This is a genomic window from Intestinimonas butyriciproducens, assembly GCF_016901775.1.
GTDB lineage: Bacteria > Bacillota > Clostridia > Oscillospirales > Butyricicoccaceae > Pseudobutyricicoccus.
This window is the reverse complement of sequence record NZ_JACJKW010000013.1, coordinates 77,269-91,953: the sequence shown is the minus strand read 5'-3', so window position 1 is coordinate 91,953 and position 14,685 is coordinate 77,269. Positions and strand designations below refer to the sequence as shown.

Genomic DNA, 14,685 nt, shown 5'->3' with positions numbered 1-14,685 from the left:
AACTGGAAAAGGCCGTTACCGGCTATGAGCAGAGCCGGAAATCTGCGGAGAAGTTTATTGCCCTGATTGATAAGTACGAGAACTTCGACACGCTGACAAACACCATGCTTAACGAGTTTGTAGAGAAAATCCTTGTCCATGAACGCGCCCGCAAAGACAGCCAGGACACCACGCAGGAGGTTGAAATCTACTTCGATTTTGTGGGCCGGTATATCCCGCCCGCCTTGCAGCCGGTTCCCCTGACCCCGGAGGAACAGGAAGAACTGCGGAAGAAAGAGGAACGCAAGGACAGGCTTCACCAGAACTACTTGCGCCGCAAGGCAAACGGCAAGCTGATGGAGAGCATCTGTAGCACTGGCATCCGGGTCAGCGAGGTGCGATACCCCACCGTGGATGCCGCCCGGTGCGGGAAGGTAGAGGTAGCGCTCAGGGGCAAGATCCGCGCCATCCTCTTGCCGGGCAAGCTTTGCCGCAAGCTTCTGAAATATGCCAGAAAAAATAAAATCGCCTCCGGCGAGATCTTTCTCACCAGAAGCGGGACATCTCTCTCCGGAAAACAGATATGGAGAGAGATGAAAGGGCTGTGCCAGCGGGCGGGAGTGGCACCTGCCAAGGTATTCCCTCACAACCTGCGGCATCTGCTCGCCCGGACGTTTTACCAGGCATGCCGGGATGTGGTAAAGCTGGCCGATGTGCTGGGCCATTCTTCCATCGGGACCACTCGCATCTATCTTCTTTCCACGGGAGCGGAGCACGCCAAAGTGCTGGAGCAACTGCGTCTCATATCATAAGGAGACAAAATTGATATTCTGACGCACATCCGCTCCACAGCTTACTTCTAATTTGTCTGCGGGCCAGCATTCAGGCCGACATGTCGGCTTGAGGGGCCACAAAATTGTGGTTTTGTGCGCAAAAAAAGTGGCCGTCGGTACATCTCTCGCACTGACGGGCTAATCTATTATGCCTGGTATGGAAATTATAGTTGTTATTTCAAAATTATAATTGCCTTTTAAAGCGAAGTGTGCTAAAATGAAGAACAGGAAATGGAAATCTTTATTTCCATCGACTGGCCTGTGCGTCAGAATATCAATTTTGTCTACAAAAAGGGGGGGGTAATGCTCCGGCTCCGCACTGTGCACCGATAAACAGCGCAACAAGAAATCAACATAATAGGAGTGAGTAAAAACATGAAGAAGAAACTATTGGCTATTGCAACTTGCCTGTGCATGCTGACATCTCTTCTGCCCGCCGTGGCGATGGCCGCCGAGTACCCGGATACCGTCGGGCACTGGGCAGAGGAGAGCATCGCCCGCTGGAGCGATGCGGGTGTGGTTCAGGGCTCCAACGGCCAGTTCAACCCAGAGGGCATGATGACCCGGGCGGAGGCTGCCCAGGTATTCACTAATCTGTTGAAGCTGACTGGCAAGGCCGACCTCAGCGCCTATACTGATGTCGCTGCTGACGCCTGGTATGCCGATGCATTTGCCGCCTGTGTGGCACAGGGCATCATGAATGGTGTTGCAGCCGATCAGATGGATCCCACCGGCACTGTGACCCGTGAGATGTTCTTTGTGATGTTTGCCCGTGCTCTGAGCATTCAGGAGGAGAGCAGCCTGAAGGGCGACTTCACCGACGCCTCTGAGATTTCTTCCTGGGCCAAGGGCTATGTGTACGCTCTCATCAACAACGGCTATGTGAAAGGCACTGCTGACGGCGTCATCTCCCCCGAGCTGAACATCAACCGCGCCAGCGTGATGGCGCTGCTGGACCAGACCATTGCCTACTATGTGGTCGAGGACGGCACTGTTGAGCTGAAGGAGAGCGGCGTTGTTCTGGTTCTGGCCGACAATGTGACCATTACCGGCGACGCGGACGCCACCGTGGTGGTGGCTGCCGAGGGCGCCAAGGTGTCCATGAAGGGCTACACCGGCGACGCCACTGTGAGCGTGGTGGCCGACGATGTGGCCATCACCAACGCCCCCGCGGGCACCGTGATCACCGTGGCGGATGATGCTGCCGGCACCACCGTCAACGGCGAGGCCGTCGCGGCCGGCGAAGAGATCGTCATTCCTGAGGAGCAGCCCGCGCCCGGCGGCGGTGGCTCCACCGGCGGCGGCACCGAGCCCGGTAAGCCTGATGTTCCCTCCACCGAGCGTCCCAATATTGTAGTTGGTGACAATCACTACCAGTGGGATGAAGAAGAGGGCGAGTATTTCATCGGTGACGGTGAAGAGAAAGAGTATGTCTCCATTGGTGACATCATGGATGCCATTGAAGAAGCTGGCGAAGATATGACTATCACCGTGGATGGTAAGGAGTACTCCTACGACCACGATCTGGGTGAATGGTTTGTCCATGAGGATGACGAGGAAGAGTATGTTCCTACCGAGGATGTGGAAGAAGCTCTTGGTGGTTCCAATACCATGGCTCCTACTCTTTAATTAGGTAAATAGCATTACACCCAACAGGGCGGCGGCGAAAGCCGTCGCCCTGATTTTATTCAGGAGGTACCCCCATGAGGCACAGTCGTAAACGGATCGTTTCGGTACTGCTGACCCTGATCATGGTGCTTCAGCTGTGTCCGGCGATCACTGTTTCCGCAGCGTCGTCCTTTGCGGACAAGACGCCAGGCGAGACCCTCTTCCAGGGTGAGAGCAATGAAGACCGGCAGTTCGTGTCGGAGACGGCCTATCCCCTGGCCCCTGGCGTCACGGAGTATGTGACCTACACCAACGAGCCCTCCGGTCTGAATCAGAACGTGGACTACTTCTGTGAGATCGATCTGAGTCAGGCGGAGATCATGGCCGGATACGCCGGGATGGAGACCATCCTCACGGACAACACCATCAGCTGGCGGATGCAGACGGTGTCCGATCAGGTGAAGGACACCCAGAGCTATTTCCGGCGCTCCAGCGAGTACGCCGACGCCACCATCGTGGCGGCGCTGAATGCCGACTACTACAACATGGCCACCGGCCAGCCCAGCGGCATTCTGATCATCGACGGCGTCACCTACAACAAGCCCAGCAGCAGCTACTACTTTGCCATCGACAAGGATGGCAAGGCGCTGATCTCCAACAGCACCGCTGAGGAGGATCTGGCGAATCTGCAGCACGCGGTGGCCGGCGGCACCCTTCTGGTGAAGAACGGCCAGGTCAACGTGGGCCAGGGCGGCCGCAACGTGACCTACACCGCTATCGGTATCAAGGCGGACGGCACCGTGGTCTCCATGGTGTGCTACGGCCAGCGCTACCCCGTCTCCTGCGGCTACACCCAGTATGAGGTGGCCCAGATGATGAAGGCCCGGGGCTGCGTCACCGCCCTGCTGCTGGACGGCAGCGGTTCCTCCACCTTCGTCTCCCGCCGGGAGGGCGACAGCCAGGTGGTCACCCGCAACAATCCCTCCGACGGCCAGGAGCGGCAGGTGAGCTCCTCCATCTTTATCCTCTCCCGGGTGAAGTCGGACGGCGTGTTTGACCACGCCTCCCTGAGCCCTGCCAACGAGGTGTACACCCCCAACTCTCAGGTGCAGTTCACCGCCGTGGGCGCGGACAAGTCCGGCGCTCCTGCGCCTCTGCCCGAAGACGTGAGCTGGACAGTGGACGCCGCTTACGGCACCATCAACAGCAGCACCGGCCTGTTCACCTCCACAGGCAAGACCGGTGATGTCACCGTCTCTCTCAACAGCGGCGGACAGGTGGTGGGTACCACCACCATCACCATCGCCAATCCCGACCAGATCACCTTTGCTGAGACTACGGCCAGCATGGGCGAAGGCGATACCTCCGATCTGGGCCTGCGGGTCTACTACAAGCAGCGGGAAGTCCACTACAAGGACGGCGATTTTAACTGGACCATCGAGCCGACGCAGTACAGCCGCAAGCAGTGGACCGGGTCCGGCAGTACATATGAGACCATTGTGGAGACTGCTGAGAGCAGTCCCGATCAGATGAAAATGCTTACCGTTGGTACGGTCACGGACAACCAACTGACCTGTGCGCCGGTATACGATGGTGAGAACACCAATTCCAATGTGTCTTCCGATTATGAATTGACTGATATTGAAAAAACCGCCTCCGCGATCACCGCCAGAGTGACGGTGACCAGCAAGGCGAATCCCAGCGTGTCCGGTACCGTCACCCTGGAAGCCTGTAAGGATCCCCGGGTGGCCATGGACTTTGAAGGGGAGGGGACAAAAGTCTTCCAAAGCCTTACTGACTACGGCGGCAAATTTGATGAAAATGGGACATACACCACTTTTGACACGCCGAAATCAGCTGCGGAGATCACCGCAGAGGGCTATGACTATACTTGTGTTTCCTATGCCGGAAGAACCACCGACGGCAGACAGGTTGGGAAAGCTGAGGTAGTGACCAAGGCAGACGACTACCCTGTTCGATTCGGGGAGCAGTCGTTGAAGATCGACTATGATTTCAGCACTAACACCGGAAGCACGGACGGTGTGTGCTTTGGCGCAACAGAGGCAATCAAGCTGGCAAACATGGGAAATCCCACCCGTATTGGAATTTGGGTGTATATTCCCAAGGGAACGCCCAACCTGTGGCTGCGGCTGCAATACACCGACGGCAGCGGCAACACCTCCTATTTGGATTTTACCGATAACACCATCTATATGCCCAACAATGTGGCCCGGAACGCCGACGATAACTGGCATTACTTTGAGGCCGATATCAGCAAGCTGCAAACACCGGTTACCATCCCGGCCAACATGTCCATTCGTATCATGATGGCCAACCCCAAGCAGAGCATCGGCGCAGGAAAGCTGTGGGCGTCTCCTGTGGGCTGGGTCAAGTGCCAGACCGATGAGAACGGCAATATCATTCTGGTGGACCGGACCGATTCGCGCCTGACCAATTTTGGCGGGGGCTATCTGGAGGCCAACGGGTCAACCTTGAACATTGGCGAGGTGGTTCCCGAAACCGCTACGGTGAACGGGGAGACCGTGACCATCGGCAAGGTTCCTATTCCGGAATATCTGGCCACCTTTGATAAGAACGGCAACAATTTGACCAAGGGCGACCTCAGAGGAACGCTTTACTTCGACAACCTGACCTATGTCTACGGCAGCACCCCGGAGGACACCACCGCCCCGAAGATCAGTTCTGTCAAAGTCAGGGCGGGCAGCGGGGAGCAGGTGGATCTCGCCACCGGTATGACCCTCACCTCCGGTGCACTGGACATCGAGGCGCTGTTCTCCGACAGCACCCAGGATGACCGCAACAACACCGGCGTGTCCTCCGCCTCTCTGTACATTGACGGGCGGAAGATCGAGGGCACCGGCGTGGTCACCGACAGCGAGAGCCTGCGGGCCGGTATCAATCTGGCCAATGGCAATCATACCATCCGGATCTCCGTGGTGGACGGCTACGGCAACGAGACCAGCCGGGAGTTCACCGTCACCGTCAACGATCCGGACGGCAGCAAGGCCCCGGTGGAAGTGGCCGCTCTGGAGGGCAGCGCTGTTCTGGGCAAGACGGTCTCCCTGACCTTCACCCCCCGGGACAACTCCGTGGATACTCTGGAAGCCGACCTGACGCTGGACGCGGCGTATGCCCAGGGCTTCCGGCTGACGGTGCCGGAGGGCTGCAAGATCACGCAGGAGGCCTCTTATAACGCCGCCTCCGGGACCCTCTCCTTCGCCGTGAGCGGTACGGTGAACAGCGGTCCCATGGCTACGCTGACCTTGAATATTCCCGGCACTGCCTCTTCGGGCAGCAGCTTTACCTGCCGGGTGAACGGTCTGGCGGGCAGCGAGACCTTCAACAGTACCATCTCTCTGTCCGTTACCGCCCCCTATACGGTCACCAGCGGTCAGATGGTGGCGGGACTGACCGACACCTGCTATTTCCTGGTCACCCACTCGGATACCGGCCTGCCTGCCAGCGGCGTGGGGGTCTACCAGGGCGATATGCTGCTGGGAACCTCTGATGCGGACGGCCGGGTGGCTTATCCCGCTCAGGCCGGCCAGGGACCGGTTACGGTCACCGCAAAGGACAGCGAGGGCAACCTCTCAGCCCCCTACATTGCCGTGGTCTATACGCCCCAGGGCAATACCGACGGCACGCCTACTCATGTGTGGCGCAATGCGGCGGATACCGCCGACAGTCTGAACGTGAGCTGGCTGGCCAATCCCCTCTATGCGGCGAGTACCGCCAAGCTGCGGCTGGCCGACAGTGAGACAGGCCTTGAGAGCGCCGAAGCGCAAAATGCCGACTACTGTGACCTTGTCGCCTTCACCGACGGCAGCGCGGCTTATGTCTGCGGCGCGGAGGTTACCGGTCTTACCCCCGGTACTACCTACTACTATCAGGTGGGCGACGGGACCCATTGGTCCGAGGCCCAGTCCTTTACCACCGGCTATGCCAACACCGGTATCAACGCCCTGGTGCTGGGCGACCTGCAGGAGCGGGAGAACACCAACATTACCGGTATTCTGAACAGCCTGGATCTCGGCAAATATGATCTGGCCATCCAGACCGGCGATCTGGTGGACGACGGTTCCTCCTACGGGAACTGGGACAGCGCCCTTGGCATGACGGAGTCTCTGGACATGACCCGGCTCTTTGCCGTGGGCAACCATGAGGTCGGTTCTGTGGATACCCACAAGGTCATGTACAACCAGGATGACAGCACCTACTACACCATGGAAACCGGCAACGTATTTATTGCCACCATTGCTTTCGGCGGCTTCTCTCAGGAGAACCTGGATCAGTTGGTGGAAGACGCCACCGCCTCCAGTGCTACCTGGAAGATCCTGGTGACCCACCAGCCGACGTATTACACCAATGTGATAGCCGGTATGGACAGCAGCACCCAGAAGGCGCTCACCGAGGCCTGCCAGCAGGCCGGCATCGATGTGGTCCTCTCCGGCCATGACCACTCCTATGCCCGCACGGAGCCTCTGAGGGACGGCGAAGTGGTGGGCGCCGACGAGGGCATCACCTACTACATCTGCGGCAGCCTGGGTGACAAGGGCTACACCGTCAGCGACACGGAGGGCTTCCACTTCGCCAAGGCTACCAACGACTACAACGCCATCTATCTCACCCTGTCCACCACGGACAGCACCCTGACCATTGACACTTACGATTATACCAGCAGCGGCGTGTCGAAGATCGACACCTTTACCAAGACCAAGGGCGATGGCTCCCACACCCACAGCTACACCTGGGACGGCAGCTCCCGCCTGACCTGCTCCTGCGGCTACAGTATCTCCTCCGCCGCCTATACCGGCTATGCGGCCTATACCACCCCGGCGGGGAAGAGCGGTACGGTCTATCTCAACGCAGGCAAGCTGATGACCGGCGTGTTCGCGGTGGGTGAGGATACGGTCCACCACGCCGGGGAAGACGGTCTGCTGCACAACTCCGAGACCGTGAATTCCGCCCAGTGCTGGGAGGACGGCTATCTGGGCTGCTGGTGCAAGGACTGCAACGAATTCTATCAGCTGTCCGGGACCCGGCGGCAGGGCCACCTCTACGACGAGAACCATGTTTGCACCCGTCAGGTATTCAACATGGATACCTTCACCTATGAGACCTGCGGACTCCAGGGCAAGGATATCGCCACTCTGGACATGGAGCTGGCCTATCTGTACGGCTTCTACACCGGCGAGGCCAAGCGTCCTGCCGTCACTGTCACCGACCCTGAGACCGGCTATGAGCTGTTCGGCCAGTCCACCTACGGCGACTACATGCCCTACTGGGAGAATAATGTGGACGTGGGTACCGCTACCGTCCGGATCGTGGGCTACTCCGACGGCCCCTACTACGGCGTGGCGACTCTGACCTTCGACATCGTGCCCAACAATGTAACGGCGGAGGACTTCACCGTCACCACCACCTCCAACAGCGTCCATCTCCAGTGGAAGCCCTCCCGGGGCGCTACCCACTACATCGTCTATCAGATGGTGAACGGCGCGTGGACCCGCCTGGGGATCGTGGATGAGGCGGAGTACACCGCCACGGGACTGAGCCAGGGCTCCTATCAGTTCATGATCCGTCCCTTCGCCACGGTGGACGGCAAGGATTACTATTCCACCAAGAATTCCGATGTGGTCACCGCGGATATCCAGGGCGGCGGCGTCTCCTTCCAGGAGAACGGCACCGTCACCAAGACCTACGGCGACGAGTTGTTCACCAATGCCGCCAGCCTGGGCGATTCCTCGGAGGGCTTCACCTACCGCAGTGCGGACAGCACTGTGGCCACGGTGAATGAAGCCACCGGCGAGGTGACCATCGTGGGCGCGGGCTCCACCGTGATCACGGCAGTGAAGGGCGATGTCACCGGCCAGTACCGGCTGACCGTCCAGCCCAAGGAGGTCACTCTGGTCTGGTCCGGTACTGATGATCGAACCTATAATGGACAGGCCTCCCAGGTCACCGCTTCCGCGGAGGGCCTGCTGGGGGGTGACATTGCTAATGTGACCGTGACCGGCGGCGATGCCAAGGATGCTGGGACCCACACGGCTTCTGCTGCGATCGACAACCCCAATTACACGGTACCGGCGGACAACACGGTTTCCTACACCATCCTGCCCGCTTCCATCACTTCCCTGACCTGGAGCAACACGGAACTGACCTACACCGGCCAGCCTCTGGCGCCGACGGCTGCGGCTGTTGGCGGCCTGGTGAAAGGCGACAGCGTGGAGTTCAGTGTGCCCGCCGCCACGGAGGCCGGGACCTATGTGGTCTCCGCAGTCAGCAAGAACCCCAACTATGTGGTGGCAGAGAATGCGGAGAACAAGACCTGCACCTTCATCATCTCCATGCCGGAGATCAGCCTGTCCGGTACTGATTCTAAGCAGGTCATTTGGTATCTGGACGGCACCACCATCCGCCTCAGCGGCTTTATGAGCAATAAAGAGAGTAAGATTACCGTGACGGTGACCGCGACCCTTTCCAGCGGCTCCACTGCTACTTCCGCAGAGGTATCTGCCGGCGGCGAGAGCAGCGTTGAGCTGGGTGGTGTGAGCTACAGTGTGGATGCCAGCGGCCTTACGGTCCAGCCCACGAATGTGTCTCTGGAAGTCGGTGAGACCCAGGTAGCAGAACCCGCCGATGAGGTGACTGCCGGTTTGGATGAAACGCAGAGAGAGCAAATGAACACGGCGGTCGGCTCCGAGGAAAACAAGTTCACCAACATTCTGGCCGCCATCGCCTCCTCCGCGGAGAAAATCGTCGAGGATGCTCTGGAGGGGGCAGATGAGACTATCACCAGTGTCAAAATAGAGGTCTCCCAGCGACTGGAAGTGAAGGAGTACAAACCCGGCAAGTCCTACAAGGTGGACATCACCCCCGTCTATCAGATCGTCCCCAACGCGGAGGACGAGGAAGGGGCAGGCGGGGAGCCTAATCCTTCTGCCGAGCCCATCGCTTCCGGCACCCTGACCAACGACCAACTTACCGTGCCGGTGCAGGTGACCCTGCAGGTGCCCGCTGGAATTGCTCTGACTGACGGTACCACTTATATCCGGCATGAGCGGTCCGACGGGCGGATCGAATACATCCGGCCCAGCATTACCGGCCAGACCGTCACCTTCCAGACCACCGGCTTCTCCGTCTTCGAGGTGGTGTCCGACAGCCGTACCGGCTCCGTGACCTTCGACTTCGGTGAGACGGGAACACAGAAGAGAGTATTTACCCCCGAGGATATCGGCAAGGCGCTGCCCACGGTGACCGTGTCCGAGAACCAGCGCTTTGACGGCTGGCGCATCGGCGACCAGGTCTACACCGAGCTGACCGATGCTCTGCTGACTGCTCTGAGTGGCGGCACTATGACGGCGGAAGCGGTCATTACCGACACTACGCCTACTCCGCCCTCCGGCGGTTCCGGCGGGTCCTCTGTCACTACCTACTCCATCACGGTGCAGAAGAGCGCCAACGGCAGTGTCACCGCCAGCAAGACCACAGCTTCCAAGGGCGACAGCATCACTCTGACCATCTCGGCGGATGAGGGCTATGTGCTGGATACCCTGACCGTTACCGACAAGAGCGGCGACAAGATTTCCCTTACCGAAAAGAACGGCAAGTATACCTTCGAGATGCCCGCCTCTGCGGTCACCGTGCAGGCGGTCTTCCGGGAGGAGAGCGCCGTGGAGGCGCTGCCGTTCACCGATGTGTCGGAGAGCGACTGGTACTATGATGCGGTGGCCTATGCCTATGAAAACGGTCTCATGGAGGGCACCAGCTATACCACCTTTGCACCCAGCATGACCACTACACGCTCCATGCTGGCCGCCCTGCTCTACCGGCTGGAGGATGAGCCCACCGTCTCCGGAGCAGCCGGCTTCACCGATGTGCCTGCCGGGACTTGGTATACCGACGCGGTGACTTGGGCGGCGTCTGAGGGTATCGTCAAAGGCGTGGGAGACGGCACCTCCTTTGCTCCCAATAACACCATTACCCGGGAGCAGATGGCCGTTATGCTCTACCGTTACGCCCAGTGCAAAGGCTATAGCGTGAGCCAAGTCAGTATGGTGGCCCATGAGTACACTGACTACGGCCAGGTCTCCGATTGGGCCCAGCAGGCCATGGACTGGGCCGTGGCTACCGGCCTAATTACCGGCACTAGCGACACAACCCTGTCCCCCCAGGGCCAGGCTACCCGCGCCGAGATTGCCACCATCCTCATGCGGTTCTGTGAGAATGTGGTGAAGTAGGGTTCGGAATAATCCGTCCCTGGTATCCGAACTAATCCAGGATTCCGATTCTGCGAATAAAGGAGCTTATCCTGATTCTAAACAGCTGGATACTGGCAAAGTTGAGCCCCGCAGAGACTTTCAGCCCCTGCGGGGCTTTCCTTTGTCGCTTAATTAGTAGATTCTGCCGCAGTTCCACAGCTTTGGGACACAGCGTCCCAAGGTCCGGCGGGAGCCGCCCCGCTGTCACTCCCATCCAGTTCTCTGTTCAGAATGTCATCTTTAGACTTAATCTGAATGGAGTGATACAAATGATATCCTTCGATCTGAAAAAGCGTTTCACCCATGGACTGCGTGATGGGATCAAATATATGGCCTGCTTCCATGAGTCCATGGCCAGGAGTTGCGGGATTATGCGGAGCTATTCATGCGGCTCTGGACGCCCTCAGCTCCCTGCCGGAGGCCCAGATTCGCCGAGTGGTCGCCGATTTGATCCCAGCTAAGACTTCTGGCAGATCGCCCGGGAGAATACATAGATAAGAAAGCCATCTGGGAGTCCATTCGCTGCGACTTGGAGAACCTAAGAAAATTTTTCGATTCTGTGCTCTATTAGCCCGCTTTTTTGCGGTATATGAGAGAAGATTTTCTCTCCTCATGAGGGCGCAGAGGCTACAAGCCGCTCCCCCTCATATGCGGGGGAGCACCTACGCCAAGGATACCATCTTATAAAGAACCTAATATTCTTTTCCTACAACAAGGCAATAAAGGAGCATAATATGAGCGCGTCCTGATAGCAGAAAACCGAATAACGCTGAAAAGAAGTCCCGCAGAGGCTAAGGCCTCTGCGGGACTTCTCTTTGTTGTTTTTTGTGTTTTTTTGCCATGTAATAATAGGTTTGGGCCACTTTGGGACAAAGTGGCCCCCATTTTCCCACGGTGCAGATCACCGCCGTTCCTTTGTTCAGATTGCTTCAACCCACCATCTGAACGGAGGAATTACAAATGACGACCATCAACTTGAAAGAGTTTTTTATTGGTACAAGACCGATGAATACATAGAGGTGACGGACGAGGTGGCCGAGGAACTGCGAGCTGACAAGCGGTATGAAGTCACCCACCACCGGCGTATGAAAAGGAACAAGGCCAACTACTCTTTGGACGCGGATGATGGCGATGATGGCATTGAATACGCCGCCTGTGAGTTTCAGCCTTCCCCGGAGGTTGCCCTGGACCTGATGGAGCAGTACCGGCGGCTGTGCGCTCAACCATTTGCCCCCGGTTCAGGGGCAGCGGATCGACGCGCACTACCTGTTGGGCTGGTCGATCCGGGAGATCGCTTTGGCCGAAGATGTGAGCTGCCGGGCGGTGCAAATCTCCATTAACCGTGGCCTGCGTGCGATGCGAAAATTTTTCTAAAAATTATCCGCAGACTGTTTCGTATTTGCGTTCAAAGTGACCTGGGTAAGTAGAGGGAAATCTTTTCTCCCTCTGTGCGGTATTGGGATGGGAACCAGGCCATATGCGCGGGAGCGCTGTGACGACAACTGCTGTCTGATGACAGGCCGAACCTATCGCACGGCGCTCCCAAACCTAAAAAATCAAGGAGGCACAACCATGAGCTATGACACCGAACTGGCTGCCCTGCTCTCCGAGCCGTGGAATGAGAGTGTTTGCCGAGGGTACACGATCCTTGCTTTGGAGCGGTGTGGATATAAAACTGCGGTAATCCAGCGGGTCATGTCTGAACTCCACGAACTGCTCGACTTTACCAGCCCACAGGAGGCTCAGGCATACTACGAGCAAAGTCCGTATTAGTTTTCTCTGTCCTTTGATAAGGCGCAAGGCCGCCACCCGAAAAGGGGTGGTGGCCTTGCGCGTTCTCGCATAGGACAAACTATCCAGCGCATATATCTTGCAGAAAGGAGGCGCATGGTCTATGCAAAAACAGGTCGATCTCACGGAACTGGCAAGTGTGAATATTCAAAAGATCAGCAAAGGAGAACTGGTGGATGCCAGCGGTTTGTGTTTTGATCCCCAGGTCCCCCAGGAATTGCGGGCGGCCTATCTTCTTAACGCCATCGGAAATCCCTATTGTTTCCGCGTGGGCGAGCTCGGTGTCAAACTGGAGTTTGCAGAACATGGGCCGTCTCTGCAAGATGTGCTTTTTTCCTTTCTTCAGAGAAAAAAGAGTGGCCTTTGATTCTATCGCTTACCTTTGAGTTGCTTTTCCCATTTTTTGATGATGCCAGTGGAAAGCAGTATAATATAGGTGTAATGTGATAGGGAAGGAGGCTAATATGGCACGGAAAAGCCGGGCTATGACCCAAACTGTTGTGAAAGCAAAACACAGAGTATGGAGAATTGGAATTTACATCCGTCTTTCCAAAGAGGATGCTCGGTGCTTGGACGAGTCCGAAAGCGTCACTAACCAGCGGGCAATCATCGAGGATCATATCGCCGGGTTCAACGATGGCGACGAGTACATCATTGTGGACGAATATGTGGACGACGGCATTTCCGGAACAACGGATGATGAGCGGGATGACTTCCAGCGGATGCTCTCGGATATTAAACGGGGCCGGGTCAACTGCGTCATCGTGAAAGACCTGGCCCGTTCCTTCCGCAATTACAGCGATCAGGGTTACTATCTGGATGATTGGTTCCCCCGGTATAATGTCCGCTTTATCTCCCTGTTCCATCAACCGCTGGACAGCTACAAAGAGCCCCAAAATATGCGGAGTATCGCCGTACCGATCCAGGGCGTTCTCAATGAAAACCACTGTGCGGAAACCTCCGACAAGGTGCGGGAAGTATTTGATATGAAACGCCGCAACGGAGAACACATCGGTTCCTTTGCCGCCTATGGCTACCTCAAAGACCCTAATGATAAAAATGCCCTTGTGGTGGACGAGGAGGCCGCTGGTGTTGTCCGTGACATCTTCCAGATGTTTTTGGACGGCATGAGCAAAAATGCTATTGTCCACTATCTGAATGATCACGGCGTCCTTTGTCCCGCAGCGTATAAACGAGAACGCCTTGGACTGAAATATCAGAATCCAAGTTTAGCTCCTGGTAAGCGCCCATTGTGGTGTGCCGTGACGGTGGGCGGCATCCTGAAAAACCGGATGTACTGCGGTGACATGGTACAAGGCCGCTACCGCATGAAAAGCTACAAGGTCCATGTGCAGGAGATCGTTCCCCAGGATGAATGGTACATTGTGGAGAATACCCATGAGGCCATCATTGACCGGGAAACCTTTGACAAGGCGCAGCGGCTCCTCATGCGGGACACCCGCACAGGCCCCCAGCAGAAAAAATTATACCCGTTCAGCGGCTTTCTGAAATGCGCCGATTGCGGAAAAGCAATGACCCGCAGTAAAGTGGGCAATGCGGTGTATTATTACTGCCGTACTTATAAGGATCAATCCAAGAGCGCTTGTACCAAACACACAATTAAGCATACCCAGCTGGAAGCCGCCGTTCTCTGTGCAATCCAGCAGCAGGTCTATTTGGCCGTAGACTTCTCCAAGACCATAGAGCAGTTGGGCAAAGCTCCCCTGGTTAAGAGCCAGTCCAAAAAGCTGCATGATGCCATCGAACAGAAGGAACGGGAGCTTGCCAAGATCGTCCGGTATAAGCAGTCCATCTACCAGGATTGGAAAGATGGCGAGATCACGCACTCTGATTACCGGCACATGAAAGAGGAATATGAACAGCAGGCCGAGGCATTGAATCAGGTTCTGGAACGGCTCAGAGAAGAACAAAGGGAGCTGGAAAAGGGCATTGATATGGAAAACCCCTTCTTGGCAGCCTTCCAGCAGCATCAGAACATTGAAAAGCTGACGCGGGATGTTTTGATCGAACTGGTAGACCACATCAAGGTCTATGAGGGAGGCAGTATCAGCATCGTATTCCGGTTTGCCGATGAGCTGCGCCGGATCAGAGAGTTTATCGAACTCAATACTCATAATGAGGCGGTTTGACAAGAAACCGCATTTTTACAGATTATTTGCTTTCCTAAATAA

At 56.9% G+C, this 14,685-nt stretch carries 8 protein-coding genes; 7 read left to right on the top strand and 1 reads right to left on the bottom strand.

Annotation, left to right across the window (positions count from 1 at the left end; all coding sequences use genetic code 11):
• The 3 genes from H6A25_RS13080 to H6A25_RS08405 form a co-directional block, all read left to right on the top strand.
• Positions 1 to 791: DUF4368 domain-containing protein (locus tag H6A25_RS13080; protein WP_204751580.1), on the top strand; the 791-nt coding region annotated here is incomplete at its 5' end.
• A 396-nt stretch (positions 792 to 1,187) separates the two neighbouring features.
• Entirely contained in the window at positions 1,188 to 2,441 is a 1,254-nt protein-coding gene (locus H6A25_RS08410) for an S-layer homology domain-containing protein (protein ID WP_204751578.1), read from the top strand.
• 74 nt (positions 2,442 to 2,515) lie between these two features.
• Positions 2,516 to 10,681 carry an S-layer homology domain-containing protein gene (locus tag H6A25_RS08405; RefSeq protein ID WP_204751576.1) on the top strand — a complete coding sequence of 2,722 codons (8,166 nt, stop codon included), beginning with the start codon at positions 2,516 to 2,518 and terminating at the stop codon, positions 10,679 to 10,681.
• 950 nt (positions 10,682 to 11,631) lie between these two features.
• On the opposite strand, the gene H6A25_RS13180 is transcribed toward H6A25_RS08405, so the two are convergent.
• The gene (locus tag H6A25_RS13180) at positions 11,632 to 11,925 is read right to left on the bottom strand and encodes a hypothetical protein (RefSeq protein WP_430651169.1); all 294 of its coding nucleotides are present in this window, start codon (positions 11,923 to 11,925) and stop codon (positions 11,632 to 11,634) included.
• 4 nt (positions 11,926 to 11,929) lie between these two features.
• Between H6A25_RS13180 and H6A25_RS13175 the strand changes: the two genes are divergently transcribed.
• The 4 genes from H6A25_RS13175 to H6A25_RS08385 all read left to right on the top strand — a co-directional run bounded on the left by H6A25_RS13175 (position 11,930) and on the right by H6A25_RS08385 (position 14,643).
• Complete coding sequence (locus H6A25_RS13175; protein WP_430651168.1) at positions 11,930 to 12,076, top strand: sigma factor-like helix-turn-helix DNA-binding protein; 147 nt, start codon at positions 11,930 to 11,932, stop codon at positions 12,074 to 12,076.
• Between the two features lie 198 nt (positions 12,077 to 12,274).
• Positions 12,275 to 12,475: a hypothetical protein gene (locus tag H6A25_RS08395; RefSeq protein ID WP_087188735.1), complete on the top strand. Its 201-nt coding sequence runs from the start codon at positions 12,275 to 12,277 to the stop codon at positions 12,473 to 12,475.
• Positions 12,476 to 12,596: 121 nt separating this feature from the next.
• On the top strand, positions 12,597 to 12,860 hold the full coding sequence (locus H6A25_RS08390) for a DUF6870 family protein (protein ID WP_204751574.1): 264 nt from the start codon (positions 12,597 to 12,599) through the stop codon (positions 12,858 to 12,860).
• 97 nt (positions 12,861 to 12,957) lie between these two features.
• Positions 12,958 to 14,643, top strand: coding sequence for a recombinase family protein (locus H6A25_RS08385; protein WP_204751572.1), 1,686 nt, complete (start codon positions 12,958 to 12,960; stop codon positions 14,641 to 14,643).
• Positions 14,644 to 14,685: the final 42 nt, after the last annotated feature.

What these genes read in the sequence shown, in the direction of transcription:
- H6A25_RS08385 (WP_204751572.1), top strand. Translation starts at nt 12,958, where the DNA reads ATGGCACGGAAAAGCCGGGCTATGACCCAAACTGTTGTGAAAGCAAAA.
- H6A25_RS08410 (WP_204751578.1), top strand. Translation starts at nt 1,188, where the DNA reads ATGAAGAAGAAACTATTGGCTATTGCAACTTGCCTGTGCATGCTGACA.
- H6A25_RS08395 (WP_087188735.1), top strand. Translation starts at nt 12,275, where the DNA reads ATGAGCTATGACACCGAACTGGCTGCCCTGCTCTCCGAGCCGTGGAAT.
- H6A25_RS08405 (WP_204751576.1), top strand. Translation starts at nt 2,516, where the DNA reads ATGAGGCACAGTCGTAAACGGATCGTTTCGGTACTGCTGACCCTGATC.
- H6A25_RS08390 (WP_204751574.1), top strand. Translation starts at nt 12,597, where the DNA reads ATGCAAAAACAGGTCGATCTCACGGAACTGGCAAGTGTGAATATTCAA.